At 59.6% G+C, this 21963-nt stretch carries 16 protein-coding genes; 11 read left to right on the forward strand and 5 right to left on the reverse strand.

Annotation, left to right across the window (positions count from 1 at the left end; all coding sequences use genetic code 11):
* Nucleotides 1–372: 372 nt before the first annotated feature.
* Nucleotides 373–642, reverse strand: coding sequence for a type B 50S ribosomal protein L31 (locus BMY73_RS26545; protein ID WP_062388118.1), 270 nt, complete (start codon nucleotides 640–642; stop codon nucleotides 373–375).
* Between the two features lie 199 nt (nucleotides 643–841).
* On the opposite strand from BMY73_RS26545, the gene BMY73_RS26550 reads away from it, so the two are divergent.
* Nucleotides 842–1207 carry a hypothetical protein gene (locus BMY73_RS26550; protein WP_092410841.1) on the forward strand — a complete coding sequence of 122 codons (366 nt, stop codon included), beginning with the start codon at nucleotides 842–844 and terminating at the stop codon, nucleotides 1205–1207.
* 92 nt (nucleotides 1208–1299) lie between these two features.
* Here BMY73_RS26550 and BMY73_RS26555 read toward each other — a convergent pair whose 3' ends face one another.
* Entirely contained in the window at nucleotides 1300–2625 is a 1326-nt protein-coding gene (locus BMY73_RS26555; protein WP_062388124.1) for an APC family permease, read from the reverse strand.
* 120 nt (nucleotides 2626–2745) lie between these two features.
* Nucleotides 2746–3570, reverse strand: coding sequence for a carbon-nitrogen hydrolase family protein (locus BMY73_RS26560; protein ID WP_092410843.1), 825 nt, complete (start codon nucleotides 3568–3570; stop codon nucleotides 2746–2748).
* Between the two features lie 132 nt (nucleotides 3571–3702).
* Between BMY73_RS26560 and BMY73_RS26565 the strand changes: the two genes are divergently transcribed.
* The 7 genes from BMY73_RS26565 (at nucleotide 3703) to BMY73_RS26600 (ending at nucleotide 13625) form a co-directional block, all read left to right on the forward strand.
* Nucleotides 3703–4515, forward strand: a complete 813-nt coding sequence (locus tag BMY73_RS26565; protein WP_092410845.1) for a helix-turn-helix transcriptional regulator — start codon at nucleotides 3703–3705, stop codon at nucleotides 4513–4515.
* A gap of 76 nt (nucleotides 4516–4591) precedes the next feature.
* The gene (locus BMY73_RS26570; protein WP_092410847.1) at nucleotides 4592–6205 is read left to right on the forward strand and encodes an FMN-binding glutamate synthase family protein; all 1614 of its coding nucleotides are present in this window, start codon (nucleotides 4592–4594) and stop codon (nucleotides 6203–6205) included.
* Nucleotides 6206–6452: 247 nt separating this feature from the next.
* Nucleotides 6453–7595, forward strand: coding sequence for an OpgC domain-containing protein (locus BMY73_RS26575; protein ID WP_092410849.1), 1143 nt, complete (start codon nucleotides 6453–6455; stop codon nucleotides 7593–7595).
* A gap of 112 nt (nucleotides 7596–7707) precedes the next feature.
* Nucleotides 7708–8331 carry a hypothetical protein gene (locus BMY73_RS26580; RefSeq protein ID WP_092410851.1) on the forward strand — a complete coding sequence of 208 codons (624 nt, stop codon included), beginning with the start codon at nucleotides 7708–7710 and terminating at the stop codon, nucleotides 8329–8331.
* 660 nt (nucleotides 8332–8991) lie between these two features.
* The gene (locus BMY73_RS26590; RefSeq protein ID WP_092410855.1) at nucleotides 8992–12114 is read left to right on the forward strand and encodes a transglycosylase domain-containing protein; all 3123 of its coding nucleotides are present in this window, start codon (nucleotides 8992–8994) and stop codon (nucleotides 12112–12114) included.
* A 150-nt stretch (nucleotides 12115–12264) separates the two neighbouring features.
* Nucleotides 12265–12858 (forward strand): PadR family transcriptional regulator, encoded by a 594-nt coding sequence (locus tag BMY73_RS26595; protein ID WP_092410857.1) that lies wholly within the window; start codon nucleotides 12265–12267, stop codon nucleotides 12856–12858.
* Nucleotides 12855–13625: a siderophore-interacting protein gene (locus BMY73_RS26600; RefSeq protein ID WP_092410859.1), complete on the forward strand. Its 771-nt coding sequence runs from the start codon at nucleotides 12855–12857 to the stop codon at nucleotides 13623–13625. The genes BMY73_RS26595 and BMY73_RS26600 overlap by 4 nt, the downstream gene beginning before the upstream one ends.
* A gap of 44 nt (nucleotides 13626–13669) precedes the next feature.
* Here BMY73_RS26600 and BMY73_RS26605 read toward each other — a convergent pair whose 3' ends face one another.
* Together BMY73_RS26605 and BMY73_RS26610 are read right to left on the reverse strand one after the other, a co-directional pair.
* Nucleotides 13670–14335, reverse strand: a complete 666-nt coding sequence (locus tag BMY73_RS26605; RefSeq protein WP_092410861.1) for a Pr6Pr family membrane protein — start codon at nucleotides 14333–14335, stop codon at nucleotides 13670–13672.
* A gap of 37 nt (nucleotides 14336–14372) precedes the next feature.
* Nucleotides 14373–14600, reverse strand: a complete 228-nt coding sequence (locus tag BMY73_RS26610; protein WP_062388148.1) for a VF530 family protein — start codon at nucleotides 14598–14600, stop codon at nucleotides 14373–14375.
* A 234-nt stretch (nucleotides 14601–14834) separates the two neighbouring features.
* Between BMY73_RS26610 and BMY73_RS26615 the strand changes: the two genes are divergently transcribed.
* The 3 genes from BMY73_RS26615 (at nucleotide 14835) to BMY73_RS26625 (ending at nucleotide 21216) form a co-directional block, all read left to right on the forward strand.
* Nucleotides 14835–16865: a TonB-dependent receptor gene (locus BMY73_RS26615; protein WP_092410863.1), complete on the forward strand. Its 2031-nt coding sequence runs from the start codon at nucleotides 14835–14837 to the stop codon at nucleotides 16863–16865.
* A 437-nt stretch (nucleotides 16866–17302) separates the two neighbouring features.
* Complete coding sequence (locus BMY73_RS26620; RefSeq protein WP_092410865.1) at nucleotides 17303–18667, forward strand: carbohydrate porin; 1365 nt, start codon at nucleotides 17303–17305, stop codon at nucleotides 18665–18667.
* Nucleotides 18668–18795: 128 nt separating this feature from the next.
* The gene (locus BMY73_RS26625) at nucleotides 18796–21216 is read left to right on the forward strand and encodes a glucose/quinate/shikimate family membrane-bound PQQ-dependent dehydrogenase (RefSeq protein WP_092410867.1); all 2421 of its coding nucleotides are present in this window, start codon (nucleotides 18796–18798) and stop codon (nucleotides 21214–21216) included.
* The last annotated feature ends 747 nt before the right edge of the window (nucleotides 21217–21963 follow it).

Here is a 21963-nt window from a genome sequence, read left to right on the forward strand (position 1 = left end):
GGGCACTTTTGGTTACTTTTGGTGCCTTTTCAAAAGTGACCCGCCGGAGGGGCGGAAAGGTGAATCGGCGCCACCCGAGATAATGGATCTGCTCACAATCCCAATGCCAAACCCAACAAACCCAACGAACCCCACCAACCGCGAACCTCAAAAACCAAGGAGCGTCTGGTACAACCGGGTCGCCTTGGTTACGTGAGGGTTATCAAGTCACTCGCCGCAGGCGGAACATTTCGGCCTCCAGACAGCCCCCCTTCAGCAGCGCTACCCAATGAACCGGATACACGCCCCCCCCAATAAAAAGAACAGCCAAAAAAAATCCCGCGCCCCGGGTCATCGATAAACGACACCCAAAGCGCGGGATCTGCCTTTCGGTCACTCGGCCTTCCTGGCACCCGACCCAAACGCCGCAAACCGCTTGTTGAAGCCCGCGATACGGCCTTCCGTGGTGGTCTTGCGTTGCTGACCGGTGTACATCGGGTGCGAAGCGCTGGACACGTCGAGCGCAACGTACGGATAGGTATTACCGTCGGAATGCTTCTGCGTGCGGTCGGTGTCGACCGTCGATCCGATCAGAAAATAGACATCGGCGGCGGTGTCGTGAAACAGAACCTGACGGTAGTCGGGATGGATATCGGGTTTCATGGCAGTCTCCAGATTTAGATGATCATGTAATACGTTATACAGTAACAATAAGAGAAAGTTCAACTCACCACTTTTTTGTAACCGTTACAACTTTGGACTTTGCTCCCGCCGGAAGTGCCTATAAGGTTCGCGCCGCTGCAAAAGCACCCCCGAGCCCCATCGGGAACGGAATGAAAAATCACCACCAGGGAGTTGTGCAATGCCAATGATCGATCGATATGAAATGAGCATCCCCGGCCACATGCGTCTGATCGATGCCCGGAGCGCGCTGAATGCTGTCGAGCGTTTCGTGCAGGAGGCGGACAGCCAGATTGACCGTGATGCACTGACGGACAAGCTGGAGCCGCTGATACACGCGTTGAACGAAGCCGGCGACGAAACCTTCCCCGTGGACTCTCGCGAAGCCTTTGATCGCTGGGCCTGCGAGTGGGGCTACATCGCGCTGTCTCCCAAGGAAGCAGAACTGATCCAGGACATTCGCCGCTGCACCGCTGAAGGACAGGAAGCCATCTACAGGATGGTCGACCAGACGCATGAAGCCCAGGAGCGTCTCATGGGTCTGTAACGCGCATCTGACGTTTTCAATAGGTTATCTAATCGACGGGAGGTCACCTAAGAATGCTGGGGCGCGCCATCACGCCGCGCCCCGCGCCCTGATCACACCGCTTCCTGGAAATCCATTTCAGGCGGCTGACGACGGAAACCGCCGGTGAGCCAGCCCAGGTAGATACAGCCCAGCACAAGCCAGCTCACGCCGAGCATGATCGCCAGTTTGTCCAGACTGACCATCAACCACACATCAGCCAACAGGCCGATCAGCGGGCAGATCAGGAACAGCAACACCTCGCGAAGACCGCGTTTCTCCCCTGCAATCCAGTAATGGAAAATCACCGAGAGGTTGACGAGGCTGAACGCCAGAAACGCACCGAAGTTGATGAACGAAGTCGATGTGGTCACATCCAGTTTCAAGGCAAGCAACGCCACCACCGCGCAGAGCAGGATGCTGTTGATGGGCGTCCCGAACCGCTCGCTCAACCCCGCAAAAAATGATTTGGGCAACACACCGTCACGTCCCATCGCATAAAGCAGACGCGAACCGCTGGCCTGGGCCGAAAGCCCCGAAGCGAACTGGCCGACGATCAAGCCGATCAGGAAGATCGTCACGAACAGGTCGCCGCCGATATTGCGGGCAATTTCGTAGGCCGCGGAATCAACGTTTTCGAACTGCGCGGACGGATGCGCCAGCTGCACGAAGTAGGACACACTGACGAAAATCAACCCGCCGATCAATGTGATCAGCATGATCGCTTTGGGAATGGTCCTGCGTGGGTCTTTGGTTTCTTCGGTCAGGGTGCTGACCGCGTCGAAACCCAGAAACGAGTAACAGGCAATCGCAGCGCCACTCATGATCAGCGGCATCTGCATGTCACCGTTGAAGAACGGCGTCAGTGTCCACAGCGGCGTGCGTGCATCGCCTCCGATGTAGTGGATGCACAACACGACAAAGGCCGCCAATACCAGAAACTGCACGATCATCAACAACGCGTTGACGGTGTTGGCCAGTTTCAAGCCTACGATGTTGATCAGGCTGGTCACGACGATGAAGGCCAGCACCCAGACAGGTTGCGGTACCGAGGGAAACGCCGACCCCAGGTAGGCAGCGCCGATCAACCAGATCGCCATCGGCAGGAAAAGGTAGTCAAGCAGCACGGCCCAGCCCGCGATAAAACCCAGCTTCGGGCTGATGGCCTTGCGCACATAGCTGTAGGCCGAACCTGCAACCGGGTAAGCCGCTGCCATGCGGCCGTAACTCATGGCGGTGAAGAACATCGCCACCAATGCCGCGAGGTAGGAAGCTGGCACCATACCGCCTGTGGATTGCGCCAGGATGCCGAAGGTCCCGAGCACGATGATGGGGGTCATGTAGGCGATGCCGAACAGCACCACCGACCCTAGTGAAAGGGTGCGTTGCAAACGAGCCATGAGCGACTACTCCGAATTTATAAGTTTTATGGCAGAGAAAAGTTCGGCAGAACAAAGGCATTTCTTTTTATTGGGACGGGCGAAAATTCGTCGCAACGACACTCGCCCGGTACTGCTTTTTTATGCGTTTTTCGGAATCATCAGTTCACGTACACCGTTGGTGTGCTCGATGACGTCGCCCGGCAGACGCAGGCGTTGATCGTCCAGATAGCGATAGTCGCGGCGTGCCGCTTGCAACTGGCCTAGATCGAGCTCAGCGCTGAACTGGCATTCTTCGCGACCGGCTTCCTGCAGCAGCGTGCCAAACGGGTCGACCAGCGCACTGCCACCGGCGAAGACCAGTCCGCCATCGCCCTCACCCACGCGATTGACCATCAGCGCGAACGCCTGATTTTCCTGGGCACGCGCCATGATCGCGGTGCGATGGGTCGGGCCGTAGGGGTCCATGTTGCCGTTGGTCACGATGATCAGATCAGCACCCAGTTGCGCCAGCGCGCGGGCCGACTCAGGAAACTCGATGTCGTAGCAAATCAACAGGCCAACGCGCACGCCGTTCCACAGACACGTCGCATACCGATCACCGGGCGTGAACACGCCGCGATCGGAAGCCCACAAGTGCGTCTTGCGATACCGCAGCGCAATACCCTGCGGCGTAATCAATACCGTGGTGTTGTAAAAACGACCGTCGTCACTTTCGGCCATGCCGATGACGACCGAGACATTTCGCGCACGAGCGGCCTGTAACACGGCCTGAACGGTTGGGCCGTCCAGGGGCTCTGAGACCTGTGCGACGGTTTCGCAGGAGGGAAAGCCCATCAGATGCGTTTCCGGAAATACGATCAACGCGGTGCCATCGGCGCAGGCGGCGATCGCACTGAGCGCGCGTTCCAGGTTATGGCGGGTGCCATTGTCCTGACCCGTCATCTGGGCAAATTCGACCTTCATGAGTTCTCCTTATCGAGGCACGATGCTGATCGGCACAAAATGCTGGCCTGATCATTGGCTCTACGGGCAGTATGCGCATCAGCAAGTGTTACGGGGTATTACGCAGCTGTAGTAACCCAATAGGGGTAGATCATGACAATCGCACTTCAGGACATGGCCTGGCATCGCTCGGTCGCGCAGTTGATCGAAGCGCTCGACCGGCCCAACTTCTGGGCCCAGCTGGTGCGGCTGCTCAATCAATACGTGACCTTCGATAGTTGGGTGGCCCTGCAGTTCAGCTCGGGAGAACGGCCTCAGGTCTTCGCCGAATGCCCCGCCGATGACGGCAGTCCCGACACGTTGTTTCAGGACTACCTGAAAGGTCTGTACCTGCTCGATCCGTTTTATATTGCCAGCCGCGAGCGCTCGCAAAGCGGCCTTTTCCGGCTGGCTGAAGTGGCGCCGGAGCACTTCGAACTCACCGAGTATTACCAGCGATACTTTCGTCTGAATGTGGTGGCCGACGAAATCCAGTTCAATTGCCAGCTCGACGGCGACCGCACCCTTTGCCTTTCGCTGGGCTCGACCCGACGTTTCAGCGCAGAGCAGATCGCATTGTTGTCGATGGTCCAACCGTGGGTGATTGCCCTGTTGCGTCAGCGCGTTGCTTTTGAGCTCGCCTACTCTGTGTCCGATGACGAACCTGTCACTGCTCCGTTACCGAGCACCGACTGGCGCACGCAACTGGAGGCCTCGGTGCAGCAAAGTCGTGGCGCTCAGCTGACCGCGCGCGAACTGGACGTAGGCCGTTTGATGCTCAGCGGCTGTTCGAGTAAGGAGATCGCACGCAAACTGGACATCTCCGCCGAAACCGTGCGCGTTCACAAAAAACACATGTACAGCAAACTCGGAATCAAATCGCAGTCGGAACTGTTTTCGATTTTTCTTCAGGCGCAGAGCGCTTGAGGTCCAGGAAAGTCTTGCCGAAAAAAAGGCGCGGCACAGCGTCTCTCCCCTCAACCGTTAAGACCCAGGATTGCCTATGAGCCTGTCTCTTCTAAGTCGCTACGCCTTTTTCGTTGGTTGCGTGTTGTTCACCCTGCTGAGCCTCCCGTTTCTCTACCAGGAATGGCTCTGGCCATTCACGCTCACGACGGCGATCCTCAGCCTGATCGGTATTTTCGACCTCATTCAGGTACCGCACTCGGTTCGTCGTAACTACCCGATCCTGGGCAACATCCGCTACGCCGTCGAAACGATCCGCCCGGAAATCCGCCAGTATCTGCTGGAGTCCGACAGCGACGCCCTGCCCTTCTCCCGCGCGCAGCGTTCGCTGGTCTATGCACGGGCCAAGAATGAATCGGCCGACAAACCCTTCGGCACCCTGATCGACGTTTATCAAACCGGTTTCGAGTTCATCAGCCACTCCATGCGCCCGGCACCGCTGGCGGATCCTGACCAGTTCCGGGTCACAGTCGGCGGTCCACAATGCACGCAGCCGTACTCGGCCTCGATCTTCAACATTTCCGCCATGAGCTTCGGTTCGCTCAGCGCCAATGCGATCCGGGCGCTGAACAAAGGCGCCAAACTCGGCAACTTCGCCCATGACACCGGCGAAGGCAGTATCAGCCCTTACCACCGCGAAAACGGCGGCGACCTGACATGGGAACTGGGCAGCGGTTATTTTGGCTGCCGCACCGAAGATGGCCGTTTCGACCCTGAGCGTTTTGCCAGACAAGCGCAGGACCCGCAGGTCCGCATGATTGAGATCAAGATGAGTCAGGGCGCCAAACCCGGCCACGGCGGCATCTTGCCCAAGCACAAGGTCACGCAGGAAATCGCCGATACCCGTGGCATCCCCATGGGCGAAGACTGCATCTCGCCCTCCCGTCACAGCGCCTTCTCCACACCGTTGGAGATGATGCAGTTCATTGCGCAACTGCGTGAGCTGTCTGGCGGCAAGCCGGTGGGCTTCAAGTTCTGCCTGGGTCACCCCTGGGAGTTCATGGGGATCGTCAAGGCGATGATGGACACCGGCATTTTGCCCGACTTCATCGTGGTCGACGGCACCGAAGGCGGCACTGGCGCAGCGCCGGTCGAGTTCACCGACCACATGGGCGTGCCGATGCGCGAAGGCCTGCTGTTCGTGCACAACACGCTGATCGGCGTGAACCTGCGCGACAAAATCAAGCTGGGCGCCAGCGGCAAGATCGTCAGCGCCTTCGACATCGCCAGCGTGCTGTCCATCGGCGCCGACTGGGCCAACTCGGCGCGCGGCTTCATGTTCGCCATCGGCTGCATTCAGTCGCAAAGCTGCCACACCAACAAATGCCCGACCGGCGTCGCCACGCAGGACCCGCTGCGCCAACGCGCTCTGGTGGTCCCGGACAAGGCTCAGCGTGTCTTCAACTTCCACCGAAACACGCTTCACGCCCTGGCGGAAATGCTCGCGGCGGCCGGCCTCGATTCACCTGATCAGCTGGAAGCCAAGCACCTGGTGCGTCGCATGTCGACCACCGAGGTTCAATTGTTCTCCCAATCCCATGTGTTCCTGCAACCCGGGCAGTTGCTCAACGGCGTGGTTGACGACAGCTTCTACTCGCGCATGTGGCGCATGGCGCGGGCGGATAGCTTTGAGCCCAATGAGATTGATTGATCTGATCGCATAACACACCGACTGCCCACTGCGGCGATTTCGAGGTCGCCGCAGCGGGCATGGCCGCTTGCATCTCGCACCGTGCAAACGGTGCCTGTAAATCTGAGACATTCTGTAATACCCCCCTTTTGCTTTTCCCCCGTGAAACAGCCACCCTGCGCGCCGCCGATCAGCGCCCGCTGGCGGCGTGGAACCAAGGCCGCGCGCGGCCCTCTTCTTTAAACAGACTTGCAAGAGCCCCACCGTCATGACGAACGGACGCGACCATCGAATCGACTTCTTTCGAGGTTTGGCGCTGATCTTCATTTTTTGGGATCACGTACCGGACAACCCTTTCGCACAACTGACCCTGCGCAATTTCGGATTCAGCGACGCCGCCGAGGTGTTCGTATTCCTCGCGGGTTATGCCGCCGTGCTGGCCTATGGGCGCGTGGTCGAGCGCGACGGTTTTGTCGTCGCCTGCCTCAGGATCCTGCGCCGTACCTGGGTGCTGTACGTGGCGCACATTTTCCTGCTGACCTTGCTGATGGGCATCGTCTTCGTCGCCAACAACCATGTCGAAACCCGGGACATGGTGCGCGAAATGGGACTCGAATATTTCGTCGGCAACCCACAACAGGCGCTCGCTGACGAGCTGTTGTTGCGCTTCAAGCCCAACCTGACCGACCCGCTGCCGCTTTACATCCTCTTGATGGGCGCCCTGCCGCTAATCCTCCCGATCATGCTGCGCAACGTAGCGCTGGCCGTCACCCTGTCGATCGCGATGTACATGATGGTGCCGTTGTTCGGCTGGAACCTGCGAGCCTATGAAGGCGGCGGTTACTGGTATTTCAACCCGGTGGCGTGGCAATTGATCTTCGTCCTCGGCGGGGCCTTTGCAATGTCCACCCAGCGACCTTCGAGCCTACGCTCGAACGTGCGCCCGATATGGCAACAGCCGTTGTTTGTGTTGGCCGCGATCTACTTGCTGATTGCCGGCACCATCACCTTCCTCTGGAAATTCCCCGACATCCACGATGCGCTGCTGCCCAAAGCGTTCACCGACCTGATCTACCCGATCAGCAAGACCGACTTGTCGCCACTGCGGCTGCTGCATTTCGTGGCGCTGGTCTATGTGGTCGCCAAATCGCTGCCAGCGTCCATGACGTGGCTGGACAACTGGCCTGCCCGGCAAACCTGCCGCATGGGCCGTTACTCGCTGGAAATCTTCTGCCTGGGCGTGCTGCTGGCGCCACTGGCCGACGGCGTGAATGCGCTGGCAGGCGATGTGTGGCAAATGCGCGTCATCACCGCGCTGCTGGGGTTGGGACTGATGCTGCTGTTATCCAACTGGCTGGAACTGAACAAACGGCTGGGCAGCCCGAATGTGGGGCAGGTGGTGAAGGTTTGAGAACGGGGTCGCAGTGAGAGGTATCTTCGGAAGTTTCCTACTGGTTTATCAGGCAAAGATTTTTCGCATACGGCCGTTACGCGGGAAGGATGGATAAATCAGTGAGGAAAAAATGGATATCAATCTTCTGAGCAGCGGCCCGCTCTTACGCCCGGCGGACAAGGAAAAGGCTGGTCTGCATCAATCGGCAGAAACTCGCTCGCCAGAACCTGCGGTCGTAGAGATGGGGATTGACGACGATAAGCCTTGGCTGTCCGAGCCTAATCTCGAAAACGTGGAATCCATGGAGGTCTATCTTTCGATAAAAAAAATTGATGGGGCAGTAGCGTTAGAAGTAGCAAAAAGCCTATACCGAGATTTTAGAGAGCGGCTCTCTAAAATCAATCCCGAACTGGCGTCCAAGAACTTTGGCTTCACCGTGGATGCGTCAGGCAGTTTCAGGATTCTGGACCCGCATAACAACCTTACCCAGTCAGAAAAAGTATGGTTGACAGAGCAACTCGGTGAGCTTCGCGGTTTCAAAGAAAATCTGATGGCGCATATGGAAGCTTCGACGCTATTGGCCAAGCATGACAAAACGGGTTTCCTCTCTCGCTATCAGTTGGACAACGGAGAAATGGACCACCTCATTGACTATAGTGCAGTCTTAACAAGTGAGGACATGGAGCGAGCTTTCAACGAGCAAATCCGGTATCGAGCGATGCGCAAAACCCCATTTATAACCGAAACCGTCTGACTAACGATTTAAAGGCCTGGCGGCCATCAGACTGCCAAGCCTTCAATCATCCAGATTTATCCAGCCACACTATTGATGAGTCGCTGCTTACAAATATGTCCAAACGACCTGACATCCTGGTTCGTAACTTCGCTCTCTGCGCTTCCCGATAGCAAATTAGTGAAGAGATACCCTCCTTGGTAATAGTAGCCCCTCCAAGTGTTCATTCCGCGGTCGTAGCTCACATAATCCTGAGCTTCACGCCCTCCCTCCGAGATGTTCTCTCGGACGCCGAAACTGTGTGCTTGGGTCTGAGATACAGTTTGCGAATTTGCACTCAGCGAAATACAGCAAGCCAATGTCGCCAGCGTGAATTTGCCCGACTTATTTAACATCGTCAAATTGTCCATACGTCTTCCTTTTTGCTATTGGTATTCTCCTACTGGATAACTGGACGTAATAGCGTCGTTACACTCAAGTCAATGGCAGTAATTAAAAGCAGAAGATCCTACAAATCATTGCAGTTCAAGGATGGGCAAACGTTGATTCGTTTTCGAAACCAAAGTGGATCGTGCGCGGCCGGTCCCACCACAGAGAAAAATTCACAATTTTTCCACCCTCACCGCGCAGCGTCTAAGCTTGTAGTCAGGTGCGATTAACAGGTTTAACCGGGCCAACGATATGGGCGCTTTGTGGGATTCAGACGAGAAGAAGGCTGCGGTCAAGGCTGACAGTCAGGGGGATGTACCCACGCCGGCAAGCCCAGCCCGCAAGCGGTATCTATGGCGCTTGTTGGTGGGCCTGGTGCTATTGGCGTTGGTGATCCTGGGATTTGCCGTGGCGACGGAAACCCGCAGTTCCAGGCTCCAGGCACGTGAGTTCAGCCAATTCGCTCATGATCTGACTTACACCATGGAGCCCGGACCGAGCGACGCGATTATTTACCCTGGAGACGGGCCGTTCGATAAACGCCTTGGCTATTCCTCGTTGGGCGAGTTTCTGCCCCGACTGCTCAAACGCGACTATCGGATCACCGAGCAATCTCGCTTCTCTCCCGAGCTTGTTTCCTACGTCAAGCGTGGCTTCTTCGTGCCCTATGAAGAGAAGAGTCAGGCCGGCCTGACCCTCTCCGATTGCCGGGGCGATGCGCTGTATCAGTTCACCTACCCGCAGCAGTTATACCCGACCTTCGCGTCCATTCCGCCCGTGGTGGTCAACAGCCTGCTGTTCATCGAGAACCGTGACTTGCTGGACAACAAGCACCCGCTGGCCAACCCGGCGGTGGACTGGCCACGCTTTCTCAAGGCCGCTGTGTCGCAGGTGGCGAAGCTGGTTGGCCTGCCCGGACAGTCGGCGGGCGGGAGCACGCTGGCCACCCAACTGGAGAAATACCGTCACTCGCCCGATGGCCTGACGCAGTCCGGTGGCGAGAAAATACGTCAGATGATTTCCGCCAGCGTGCGCGCCTATCAAGCCGGCCCACAAACGCTGGAAGCCCGGCAACGCGTGGTACGCGACTACCTCAACAGCGTGCCGCTGTCGGCGGTGCCCGGGCACGGCGAGGTACATGGCATGGCCGAAGGTCTGCGCGTCTGGTACGGCGCCGACTTTGACCGGACCAATCAGTTGCTAGCATCGCCCGACAACGACCCGAAGACCCTGGCAGCCAAAGGTCTGGCCCTGCGTGAAGTCCTGTCGCTGGTCATCGCCCAGCGCCGGCCTTCGCACTATCTGGCGAAGGGACGTAAAGAGCTGGCCGACCTGACCGACAGCCACCTCCGTCTGCTGGCGCAGAACAAGGTGATCGACCCTGCGCTGGCAGACGCGGCGTTGGGCGCCACCGTGACCTATCGTGACTGGGTTCAGCAGCCGACCGTGCAACTGGTCGAGACCAACAAAGGGATCACGGTCGCTCGCACGCGCCTGTCGAATATGCTCGGCAGGCCGCTTTACGACCTTGATCGCCTCGACCTGTCGGCCACCAGCACCCTGCAGAGCGAACTGCAACAGAGCGTCGGCCAATACCTGCGCGACTTGGCGAACCCGGAATACGCGGCAAAGCTGGGCCTGCTCGGGGAGCATCTTCTGACACCGGCCAGCACTCAGGCGGTGCGCTACAGCTTCACGCTGTTCGAGCGTGACGCCGATGGCTCCCGGGTCCGCGTGCAGACCGACAGTACTGACCAGCCGTTCGATATCAACGAAGGCAGCAAGCTGGAACTGGGCTCGACCGCAAAGATGCGGGTGCTGACGACGTATCTGCAAATCATCTCGGAAATTCACGATAAATACGCGGGCATGAACAACGCGGAGCTCAGGAAAGTCACCGTCGAGGAGCCTGACCGACTGAGTCGCTGGGCAGTGGATTACCTGATTCAGCACAATGACCGCGACCTGTCGAAAATGCTCTCGGCGGCGCTGGACCGCACATATTCCGCCAGCCCTGGCGAATCGTTCTTCACCGGAGGCGGCATGCACCACTTCAATAATTTTCGCCGCGAAGACAATGAGCGCATTCCGACGCTTCGCGATGCGTTGCGCGAATCGATCAACCTGCCGTTCATTCGTCTGATGCGCGATGTGGTGCGCTACACGACCTATCAAGGGCCGAACAACAGCGCCGTGCTGCTCAAGGACGACAGCGACCCGAGGCGTCAGGAATACCTGGCCGACTTTGCCGATCGCGAGGGGACGTCCTTCCTGCTCAGGTTCTGGAACCGCTACAAGAACAAGACGACGCAGGACCGGCTGGACACGTTCCTCGACGGCGTCCATCCGTCTGCCAGCCGCCTGGCGGCGGTGCACCGCTATTTGTTGCCTGATGCGAGCCAAAGCGCGTTCAACGCGTTCGTTCGTGCCCATGTCGTCGCGGACAAGCGCCAACCACCGCTGAGTGAAAAGCGTCTCGATGCGCTGTATTACGCCTACGGTCCGGGCAAATTCGACCTGCCGGATCAAGGCTTCGTCGCCCGCGTTCATCCGCTGGACCTGTGGCTGGTGGGCTACCTGTTGCAGAACCCTGATGCAAAATTCAAGGACGCTGTCGCCGCCAGCCGCTTCGAGCGTCAAGAGGTGTACAGCTGGTTGTTCAAAAGCCGGCACAAGAGTGCTCGAGACAGCCGCATCCGCACCATGCTGGAGATCGAAGCCTTCCTCGACATTCATCAACGCTGGCAACGGCTGGGGTATCCCTTCGATCATCTCGTCCCTTCCCTGGCCACTGCCATCGGCAGCTCGGGCGACCGGCCAGCCGCGCTGGCCGAGCTGATCGGGATCATCCAGAACGACGGCGTCCGGCTTCCGGTCCTGCGCATCGACAGTCTGCAATTCGCCACCGGCACCCCCTACGAAACACGGCTGACCAACAACCCCGAACCGGGCAAACGCGTAATGCCTTCAGAGGTCGCGACCGCGATGCGCGAAGCGCTGTCACAGGTGGTAGACGCGGGCACCGCCAGGCGCGTATCGGGTAGCTTCAAATTGCAGGACGGCACCACGCTGGCCATGGGCGGCAAGACCGGCACGGGTGACAACCGCATCGAAAGCTTCGGTTCCGGCGGGCGCATGCTCGCGTCCAAGGCGATCAACCGCACCGCGACGTTCGTGTTTTACATCGGCGACAACCATTACGGCACGTTGACGGCGTACGTGCCGGGCCGCGCGGCCGAAAGCTTCAAGTTCACCTCGGCGCTGCCTGTCCAGGTGCTCAAGGGGATGGCGCCGATCCTCAACCGCTATCTGGAGCCCGGCACGTTCACTCAGTGCAAGGCGCCAGCGGCAATGCAAGTGGCCAGCCTTCGCTAATCCTGCGTTTCCCACGAAATCCCTCCCGCATGTCTGTCAGCCGCCGCCCGCGCACCTGCACAAACAAGAACCGTTCGTCTTTAACTGTCTTGCAGGCATATTAAGATATATCTTAAGGTATATCTAACGTGTAACGAGAGATGAAAAAAGATGAGAGACCATTCACACGATCACCCCCATCACCACCGCCCTCACTTCGGTGACCACGGCGACGGCCGCGATGGTTTTGAAAAACGCCCGGGTCGGGAACGCGGTGGACGCGGGCCTAGGGTGTTCGCGCCCGGCGACCTGAAACTGCTGCTTCTGGCGCTGATTGCCGATCAGCCTTGCCACGGCTACGACCTGATTCGCCAGATTGAAGGCCTGTTTGACGGTGCCTACAGCCCAAGCCCTGGGGTGATTTATCCCACCCTGACCTTTCTGGAAGAAAGCGAGCTGATCACCGGCGACGCAGAGGGTGGCAAAAAGCGTTATCGGATCACCCCGGCCGGCCAAGAGCATCTGATTGAGCACGCCGTGGCGCTGGATGGCGTGAAGATGCGCATCGAGGTCAGCAAGCGCTCGCTGCGCGGCCATGATCGCCCTCCGGAAATTCACGAGGCTGTGCACAACCTCCGGCACGCCCTGCAGATGCACCACGGTCGCTGGAGCCCGGAAGAAATCATCCGCGTTCGCGATCTGTTGAACGAAACCGCCAAAGCCGTCGCCGATGGCCCTCACAATCGGCCGGAGAAATCCGTATGAATTCACAGCAATCGATTCATCGCGTCAGTCATGAAATCAAGCGTCGCAAACTGGAAGTGTTGCGTGTCACTGACCTGACGCCACGTATGCGCCGCGTGACCCTGCACGGACCGGAGCTAGACGGCTTCATCAGCCTGGGCACCGATGACCACGTCAAACTGCTGTTCGCCACCACGCCAGAAGAACAGGCGGCGCTGGACAACTTCATGCCCGGCGCGAATGCAGACGGCCCAAAGCCAGCCATGCGTGACTACACGCCCCGCCGCTATGACCCGACGTCGGGAGAGCTGGACATCGACTTCGTGCTGCACGGCGATGGCCCGGCCGCAACATGGGCGGCGCAGGCGGCTGTCGGACAGAGCCTCTACATTGCAGGCCCACGGGGCTCGATGATCGTACCGGACATGTTCGACAGCTACCTGCTGATCGGCGATGAAACCGCCCTTCCTGCCATCGCTCGGCGCCTGGAAGAACTGGCTCCCAATCGCCGTGCGCTGGTGGTGGTTGAAATCGAAGACGCTGCCGAGCGCCAGGCGCTGGCAAGCCGCGCGCAGGTCGAGGTGATCTGGGTGTTACGAGGCGACCAGAGTCTGGTGGACGCGACCCGTCAATTGACGCTGCCCCAAGGGGATTTGTATGCGTGGGTGGCGACTGAATCCGCGTTGTCGCGCAAGGTTCGCCGGGTGCTGCTCGACGAGTTCAAGCTTGATGAGGCGGCCGTGAAAGCGGCGGGTTACTGGCGTCTGGCCGATACCGACGAGGCGTGATGACGCGTGCCATGCAGGCCTTCGCGGTCGAAGCCTGCGCAGGCCTAGCGGCTCCGAACGCGACGCGCCATGAGGGTGTCGATCAGCACGATCATCAGGCCGATGCCCACAAACCCCGCCAACACGCCCGATGCGTTGATCAGTGCCTTGCCAAGGCCCAGGGTGCCGATGTCCAGAAACGGGTACAGGTAATCGCCGAAGGCATTTCCCCGAAACAGCAGCCAGGCGAAGTACACCGCAGGATACGCGATCCACGCCAGGACGTGCCTCGGGCGCAGCGTCCCTTTCGTAACGTACACCCCCCAATAACCGACAAACAGTAGCGGCATGACGTCGTGCAGCAGTTCGTCAGCGAGCCACTGCCAGCCTTCCGGCGCCCAGAGGTGACGCAACAGCAGGTTGTACGCGATGCCGACCAGAAGAATGCTGGTGGTGATGCCCGCACACACACGAGGGGAACGGAAGAATCGGTGCGCGGCGCCATGGCGCTCGGTGATCGCGCACGTCAGCGCCACGGCGACCAGGGTGTTGGTCAACACGGTGAAGAAACTGAAAAACCGCACCAGCCCGCCCAGCAGACTGGCCTGATCGGTCCAGCGTCCCCATAGGATCAAATACAGCTGCACCGCCAGGGCGAACCAGCCAAGCATTGCGCCAGCGGTGGCGTAGCGGCGTTGCCCTGGCGCCAGAGGCGCCGTTTGGCTGTGCATCTTTCTCAGTCCTTGAAGGGGTTCGAACGGCGGGCAATCACCCGCGTTTGGTGCGTGCCAGTTTTACGTACAGGGCTTCGACCTTCTCACGCGCCCAAGGTGTCTTGCGCAGAAACGTGAGACTCGACTTGATGCTGGGGTCGCTCTTGAAGCAGCGAATATCGATGCGCTCCGCCAGCCCTGACCACTCGTAGTGCTCGACCAGCGCGTTAAGGATCTGCTCCAGCGTCACGCCATGCAGCGGGTTGTTGTGGGGTGTGGTCATGCCGGGCCTTTTTGCGCTCGATGAAGGGACACGTTGTCGCGAGGTGCGCACCTTAACGGAGGCGTTGTCCAGTGTGAAGGGCTCGAGTGCGCCTCTGTTCCCGCGCAAAGGATGTCCCGCCTACAGGAAGCGTAGTCACAACGAAGCTGGATTCCAAAATGATTGCATTTTTATTGTTATGTTATAACACTATAAAACACTCATTGAGCCTCACCCTGCCAAGGAAAACGCTGCATGTCCCGCTCCTCCCATTCCCGACTCTGGCGCCTGACGCCGCTGACCACTGCGCTGCTCGTGGCCTCGCAAGTCCATGCGATCGAACTCGAACAACAGACCATCACCGCCAATCCACTCGGCAGCGATCAACTCGCATCGCCAAGCACGGTGCTAACTGGAGACGATCTGACGCTGCAACAAAAAGGCAGCCTTGGAGAGACCCTCAACAAACAGCCGGGCGTGTCTTCCTCTTACTTCGGACCCGGTGCAAGTCGCCCGATCATTCGCGGGCTGGATGGGGATCGCATCCGCTTGCTGCGTAACGGGGTTGGCGCACTGGACGCCTCATCGCTGTCTTACGATCACGCCGTGCCGCTGGACCCGGTCAACGTCGACCGTATTGAAATCGTGCGCGGCCCTGCTGCCTTGTTGTACGGCGGCAGCGCCATCGGAGGCGTGGTCAACACGTTCGACAATCGCATCCCGACCGAGGCCATCGAAGGCATCCACGGCGCGGGCGAACTGCGCTATGGCGGCGCCGATACCACGCGCAGCAGCGCGGGCAAGCTGGAGGCCGGCAATGGAACCTTCGCCCTGCATCTGGACGCCAACGCCCGCGAATTCAACGACTTGAAAATTCCGGGGTATGCCCGCACCGCCGATGAACGCGCACGCGATCCGGAGGGTGATGACAAGAAACATCGTTTGCTCAACAGCGACGGACGTCAGGACGGCGGCGCCATCGGCGGTTCCTATACGTGGGAAGATGGCTATGCCGGGCTTTCCTACACCCATTACGACTCCAATTACGGGTCGCCCGCCGAGCAGGACGTGCGCATCCGCATGAAGCAGGACCACTACGCGTTCGCCTCGGAAATCCGCAATCTGTCCGGCCCTTTCAGTTCGGTGAAGCTCGACGCCGGTTACACCGAATACAAGCACATGGAAATCGAGGACGGCGAGGTCGGCACGACGTTCAAGAACAAGGGCTACGAGGCTCGCGTCGAAGCCCGGCATCAGCCCATCGGCCCGCTGAGCGGCGTCGTCGGTGCGCAAGTGACACGCAGCGAGTTCTCCGCACTGGGTGAAGAAGCCTTTGTCCCGCAGACCGATACGGACGCGGGTGCGCTGTTCATTCTTGAAGAACTGCAGGCTACCGACCGCCTCAAACTCAGCCTGGGTGGACGCCTGGAACACACCACCGTTGACCCCGACGCCCAAGGCAAAGAGCGCTTCGCCAATGCGGATCGTTCGAGCAGCTTCACGGCGAGCAGCCTGTCGTCGGGCGCGGTTTACACGCTGACGCCCGTCTGGTCGCTGGCTGCCACGCTGGGTTATACCGAGCGGGCACCGACGTTCTACGAGCTTTACGCCAACGGTGCGCATGTCGCGACCGGGACCTACGAGGTGGGCGACGCTGATCTGTCGAAAGAAAAAGCCGTTTCCAGCGACCTGGCGCTGCGTTTCGATAACGGCACGCATAAAGGCAGCTTTGGTGTTTTCTACAGTCACTTCTCCAATTACATCGGTCTGCTGGGAACAGGTCGTACGCTGAATGACGACGGAGAAGAAGACGTAGACGGTATTCCGGAATACACCTACTCCGGTGTACGCGCGCGGTTCGCTGGGTTCGAGGCGCAGGACCACTGGAAACTGGGCGAGAGCCGCTACGGGACGTTCGCACTGGAACTGTCAGGCGATTACACTCGCGCCAAAAACCTGGACACCGGCGAACCGTTGCCCCGTATCGCGCCGTTGCGTCTGAACAGCGGGTTGTTGTGGGCGCTGGACAAGTGGCAGGCGCGGATCGATATTGAACATGCCGCGTCCCAAGGTCGTGTTCCCGATAACGAAACCGGCACCGATGGCTACACCACGCTGGGTGCCAGCGCCGGGTACACATTCGACCTGGGTGGCAGCCAGTGGCTTGCATTCGTCAACGGCGAAAACCTGACCAACCAGACCGTGCGCTACGCCAGCTCCATCCTGCGCGACATCGCGCCGGCTCAAGGACGAAGTATCGAAGTCGGCTTGCGTACGACGTTCTGATGCGTTGGCCTGACCGGCGGGAATGAAACACCTGAGGAGCAGACTTGCTCGCGAAGAGGTGGAAGATACAACGGTGTATCACCCCTATCTGTACCTTCGCGGCAAGTTCGCTCCCTCAACACGGTCACCTTCCTGCTCGGCGTTCATCTGTACGGCCATCGCAACGATGGCCGACTTATCGCAGAGCCGTATCAATCGCAAAACCCCTATAAAACCTGCGGGATAGCGCTACCTCACATTTCCCGACTGTTACTAAAATAGTAACTAATCATGTCGCAAATTCGACTGTTTAAAAGATCGTTAGGGCCCTATCATCGCGCCGCTTAACGCTGAAACGTTTAATTCGTCACTTATTCAACCCCTTGCCGCGCGTTAACAGCGTGCCGCGAGCAGCGTTTCGTTGTGCTTTCAAATAACCCGAAAAGAACTCTGCGCCCATGTCCGAACATCCACAACGTCCTGCTTCCACTGCCCGCCTACTCGCAGTAAAGGGTGCAGCCTTGGCCACCCTTGGTCTTGCCGCCTGCGTTCAGGCCGCACCGGCTTTTGACAGCGAATCGCCGTGGATGCTGGGGGATTGGGGAGGCAAGCGCACTGAGCTGTCGCAACAGGGTTACGACTTCAAAGCCGACACGGTCGTTGAAGTCGGCTCGAACCTGCACGGCGGCTATAACCACGACAAGGCCACTCGCTACAGCGACCAGTTCGCCCTTGGCGCGCACCTGGACCTGCGGAAAATCCTCGGCTGGCATGACGCCGAATTCCAGCTGACGTTGACCAATCGCAATGGCGACAACATCAGCAATGACCGCGTTTCCGACCCGCGCGTCGGCACCCTCTCCTCGTCCCAGGAAGTCTGGGGCCGTGGCAATGTCACGCGCCTGACCGACCTGTGGTACCAGCAGGAATTCCTCGATCAGCAACTGAGCATCAAGGTCGGTCGCTTCAACGAAGGTGAAGACTTCAACACCTTCCCGTGCGACTTCCAGAACCTGGCGTTCTGTGGCTCGCAAGTCGGCAACTGGGGCGGCGGCATCTGGTACAACTGGCCGATCAGCCAGTGGGCGATGCGCGTCAAATACCAGATCAACCCCGAGCTGTTCGTACAGATCGGCGCCTTCGAGCAGAACCCGTCGAACCTGGAGAACGACAACCACTTCAAGCTCAGCGGCAGCGGCACCCAGGGTGCGGTGTTGCCGGTGGAGCTGGTCTGGTCCCCGAAAGTGAACGACCTGCCGGGCGAATACCGCCTCGGCTATTACTACAGCACCGCCGACAGCAGCGATGTCTCAAAGGACAGCAACGGTCGTTATGCCGCGTTGAGCGGCGAAGACTACGCCACGTCCTCCAGCAAACACGGCATGTGGCTGACCCTGCGCCAGCAGGTCACCCGCCTGTCCAGTGACAGCAGCCGCGGGCTGAGCCTGTTCGCCAACGGCACGCTGCACGACAAGAAAACCAACATGATCGACAACTTCGTGGCCGTGGGCGCGACCTACAAAGGTCCGTTCGATGCGCGTCCACAAGATGATCTCGGCCTGGCTGTGAGCCGCATTCATGTCAACCCGGCCTATCGCAAGAACACCCATCTGCGCAACCAGGCCGACGGCGTGTCGGACGACAACGACCCGGCCTTTCTGCCCGTTCAGGACACCGAATACAACGCCGAGCTGTACTACGGCGTTCACCTGACAAACTGGCTGACCGTGCGTCCCAACCTGCAATTCATCCGTCATCCGGGCGGCGTGAATCAGGTCGATGACGCGGTGGTGGCCGGACTGAAGATTCAATCTTCGTTCTGATCGGCTTATTCAGGCTTTCTGAATCCCGTTTCAGGAACTAGCGTGAAAGAAGCGGATTCGCACGGTTCGAGTCGATCAAACGAAAAGAACAAAGCGTCAACCACACAATCTTTACGGAGTACGACACTATGAGCACTGACGGTGCTTTCGGTAAGGGTCGCTTGCTGCCGAGCTTGCTCGGTCTGGTGATTCTGGTGATGGGCCTGGCTTTGCTGGCCGGGGGTATCAAACTGCTGACACTGGGCGGGTCGCTGTACTACCTGCTGACCGGTATCGGCTTCGTCATCACCGGTGTGCTGCTGATCATGGGGCGCCGTTCGGCCCTGGGTCTCTTTGCGCTGGTGCTGTTCGCGAGCACGGTCTGGGCGCTCTGGGAAGTCGGACTGGACTGGTGGCAGTTGGTGCCGCGTCTGTCGCTGTGGTTCGTCCTCGGCATTGTCATGCTGCTGCCATGGTTCCGTCGCCCTCTGCTGCGCGGCCAGCCAGGCGGCATGCCGACCGTTGCTCTGAGCATCGCCGTGGTCCTGGCCGGTCTGACTGCACTGGCCAGCCAGTTCACCAGCCCGGGTGAAATCAAAGGCACGCTGGACCGTGACGACGCAGGCGTGGCCTACGATCCGCAGCCGATGCCCGATGGCGACTGGCAGGCGTACGGCCGTTCCGAGCACGGCAATCGCTATTCGCCGCTGAAGCAGATCACCCCGGAAAACGTCGGCAAGCTGCAGGAAGCCTGGCGCATCCAGACCGGCGATTTGCCAACGGCTGAGGACCCGGTCGAGCTGACCAACGAAAACACCCCGCTCAAGGTCAACGGCATGATCTACGCCTGTACACCTCACAGCAAGGTGCTGGCACTGGACCCTGACACCGGCAAGACGATCTGGTCGTACGACCCGCAGCTCTCGAAGGAAGGCGCCAAGAACTTCACCGGCTGGGCGCACATGACCTGCCGCGGCGTCTCGTACTACGACGAAGCTGCCTACGCCAAATCCGACGTCGGCGCGCCAGCGGCCACGCTGTCCAGCGCTGGCCAGGCGGTTGCAACGTCATGCCCGCGTCGTCTTTACCTGCCGACCGCCGATGCCCGTCTGATCGCGCTGAACGCCGACACCGGTAAGGTCTGTGAGGACTTTGCCAACAAAGGCGCGGTCGACCTGCGCGCCAACATCGGCCCGTTCACGGCCGGTGGGTACTACTCCACCTCTCCCGCCGCGATCACGCGTAACCTGATCATTATTGGCGGCCACGTGACCGACAACGAGTCGACGAACGAGCCATCGGGCGTGATCCGTGCCTACGACGTACACGACGGCAAGCTGGTGTGGAACTGGGATCCGAACAACCCGGACGCCACCGCGCCCATCGCGGCTGACCAGTTCTACTCGCGCAACGCGCCGAACATGTGGTCGCTGGCCAGTGTCGACGAGAAACTGGGTCTGGTGTTCCTGCCGCTGGGCAACCAGATGCCTGACCAGTACGGCGCCGACCGTACGCCAGGCGCCGAGAAATACAGTGCCGGTCTGGTCGCGCTGGACGTCAACACCGGCAAAGTGCGCTGGAACTATCAGTTCACGCACCATGACCTGTGGGACATGGACGTACCGAGCCAGCCAACGCTGATCAACCTGAAAACCCGGGACGGCGTGAAGCCGGCCGTGATTCAGCCGACCAAGCAAGGCAGTCTGTACGTGCTGGACCGTCGCGACGGCACCCCGATCGTGCCGATCGACGAAGTCCCGGCGCCGACCGGTGCCGCGCCAGGCGACCACACTTCACCGACTCAGGCGCGTTCGCAGTTGAACATGCTGCCACCTGAGCTGACTGAAAAATCCATGTGGGGCGCCACCGCGTTCGACCAGATGCTGTGCCGCATCCAGTTCAAGGAACTGCGTTATGAAGGCCAGTACACGCCTCCGTCGGAACAGGGCAGCATCATCTACCCAGGCAACGTCGGTGTGTTCAACTGGGGCGCCGTGTCGGTCGATCCAGTGCGTCAGCTGATGTTCACCAGCCCGAACTACATGGCCTTCGTTTCCAAGCTGGTGCCACGCGCCAAAGTGGAGGCCGGCAGCAAGCGTGAAAGCGAGACCAGCGGCGTGCAGCCGAACACCGGCGCGCCCTACGCGGTGATCATGCACCCACTGATGTCGCAACTCGGCATCCCATGCCAGGCCCCGTCGTGGGGTAACGTTGCGGCCGTCGACCTGACCACCAACCAGGTGATCTGGAAGCACAAGAACGGCACCACCCGCGACAACACGCCAGTGCCTATCGGCCTGCCCGTCGGTGTGCCGAGCATGGGGGGTTCGATCGTGACGGCAGGGGGTGTTGGCTTCCTGGCCGGTACGCTGGACCAATACCTGCGTGCCTATGATGTGAAAACCGGTAAAGAACTGTTTGCCGGGCGCCTGCCAGCAGGCGGCCAGGCAACCCCGATGACCTACACCGGCAAGGACGGCAAGCAATACGTGCTGATCGTCGCGGGCGGCCACGGTTCGCTGGGCACCCGCATGGGCGACTACATCATTGCCTACAAACTGCCGGAGTGATCTGGCACTTCCCCGATTAGAAGTCGTGCAGTGAAAAGAAAGGCGGTCATCGCAAGATGAACGCCTTTTTTGTGCCCGCAGGGCGTAAGCGCGGCTTGTCCCGCGATCTGCCGGGGACCGGTAGCAAAACCGGTGCATGCGGAGAGTCAGGTACAACCGGGTCGCCTGATTTTGCTGCCGCTGCGCGCCAGATCGCGGGCAAGCGCGCTCCTACAGTTTGAGCGTGATTCAGCAGCACGCGGCATACTGCCAGATCACGATCTTGGGTTTATCGAGACACCGCTTCTGCCTGCAAGGCGTAGGAGCGCGCTTGCCCGCGATCTGCCGGGAACAGGCAGCAAAACCGATGCATGCGGTGTGTCAGGTACAACCGGGTCGTCTGATTTTGCTGCCGCTGCGCGGCAGATCGCGGGACAAGCCACGCTCCTACAGTTAAGAATGCAGCGCGGACGATTGATGCACGCATCAAAGAAAGCGAGGAGCGCTAGCTCCAGCCCGCGCTGTTCATATGCGCGACAGTCCAGACACCACAAATCGCGACTTGGGTGCAGGCCAAACGCAGATGACGCGCAGTGGGTCGAGCGGCATGGATGCCGCGAGAGCGCCGTCAGGGCATGGATGCCCGTTCGGCGCGGGCCCACGGAGCGTCGTCGGAGTGCGGGAACCCGAGGAACGAGGGCCAAGCCAGGAGCCGGGCACTTTTGGTTACTTTTGGTGCCTTTTCAAAAGTGACCCGCCGGAGGGGCG

The organism is Pseudomonas sp. NFACC02 (assembly GCF_900110765.1).
In the GTDB taxonomy this organism is placed as follows: Bacteria; Pseudomonadota; Gammaproteobacteria; order Pseudomonadales; family Pseudomonadaceae; genus Aquipseudomonas.

Excerpts from the sequence above, each read along its gene's own strand:
- BMY73_RS26545 (WP_062388118.1), bottom strand. The coding sequence starts at position 642 with ATGAAACCCGATATCCATCCCGACTACCGTCAGGTTCTGTTTCACGAC.
- BMY73_RS26550 (WP_092410841.1), top strand. The coding sequence starts at position 842 with ATGCCAATGATCGATCGATATGAAATGAGCATCCCCGGCCACATGCGT.
- BMY73_RS26555 (WP_062388124.1), bottom strand. The coding sequence starts at position 2,625 with ATGGCTCGTTTGCAACGCACCCTTTCACTAGGGTCGGTGGTGCTGTTC.
- BMY73_RS26560 (WP_092410843.1), bottom strand. The coding sequence starts at position 3,570 with ATGAAGGTCGAATTTGCCCAGATGACGGGTCAGGACAATGGCACCCGC.
- BMY73_RS26565 (WP_092410845.1), top strand. The coding sequence starts at position 3,703 with ATGACAATCGCACTTCAGGACATGGCCTGGCATCGCTCGGTCGCGCAG.
- BMY73_RS26570 (WP_092410847.1), top strand. The coding sequence starts at position 4,592 with ATGAGCCTGTCTCTTCTAAGTCGCTACGCCTTTTTCGTTGGTTGCGTG.
- BMY73_RS26575 (WP_092410849.1), top strand. The coding sequence starts at position 6,453 with ATGACGAACGGACGCGACCATCGAATCGACTTCTTTCGAGGTTTGGCG.
- BMY73_RS26580 (WP_092410851.1), top strand. The coding sequence starts at position 7,708 with ATGGATATCAATCTTCTGAGCAGCGGCCCGCTCTTACGCCCGGCGGAC.
- BMY73_RS26590 (WP_092410855.1), top strand. The coding sequence starts at position 8,992 with ATGGGCGCTTTGTGGGATTCAGACGAGAAGAAGGCTGCGGTCAAGGCT.
- BMY73_RS26595 (WP_092410857.1), top strand. The coding sequence starts at position 12,265 with ATGAGAGACCATTCACACGATCACCCCCATCACCACCGCCCTCACTTC.
- BMY73_RS26600 (WP_092410859.1), top strand. The coding sequence starts at position 12,855 with ATGAATTCACAGCAATCGATTCATCGCGTCAGTCATGAAATCAAGCGT.
- BMY73_RS26605 (WP_092410861.1), bottom strand. The coding sequence starts at position 14,335 with ATGCACAGCCAAACGGCGCCTCTGGCGCCAGGGCAACGCCGCTACGCC.
- BMY73_RS26610 (WP_062388148.1), bottom strand. The coding sequence starts at position 14,600 with ATGACCACACCCCACAACAACCCGCTGCATGGCGTGACGCTGGAGCAG.
- BMY73_RS26615 (WP_092410863.1), top strand. The coding sequence starts at position 14,835 with ATGTCCCGCTCCTCCCATTCCCGACTCTGGCGCCTGACGCCGCTGACC.
- BMY73_RS26620 (WP_092410865.1), top strand. The coding sequence starts at position 17,303 with ATGTCCGAACATCCACAACGTCCTGCTTCCACTGCCCGCCTACTCGCA.
- BMY73_RS26625 (WP_092410867.1), top strand. The coding sequence starts at position 18,796 with ATGAGCACTGACGGTGCTTTCGGTAAGGGTCGCTTGCTGCCGAGCTTG.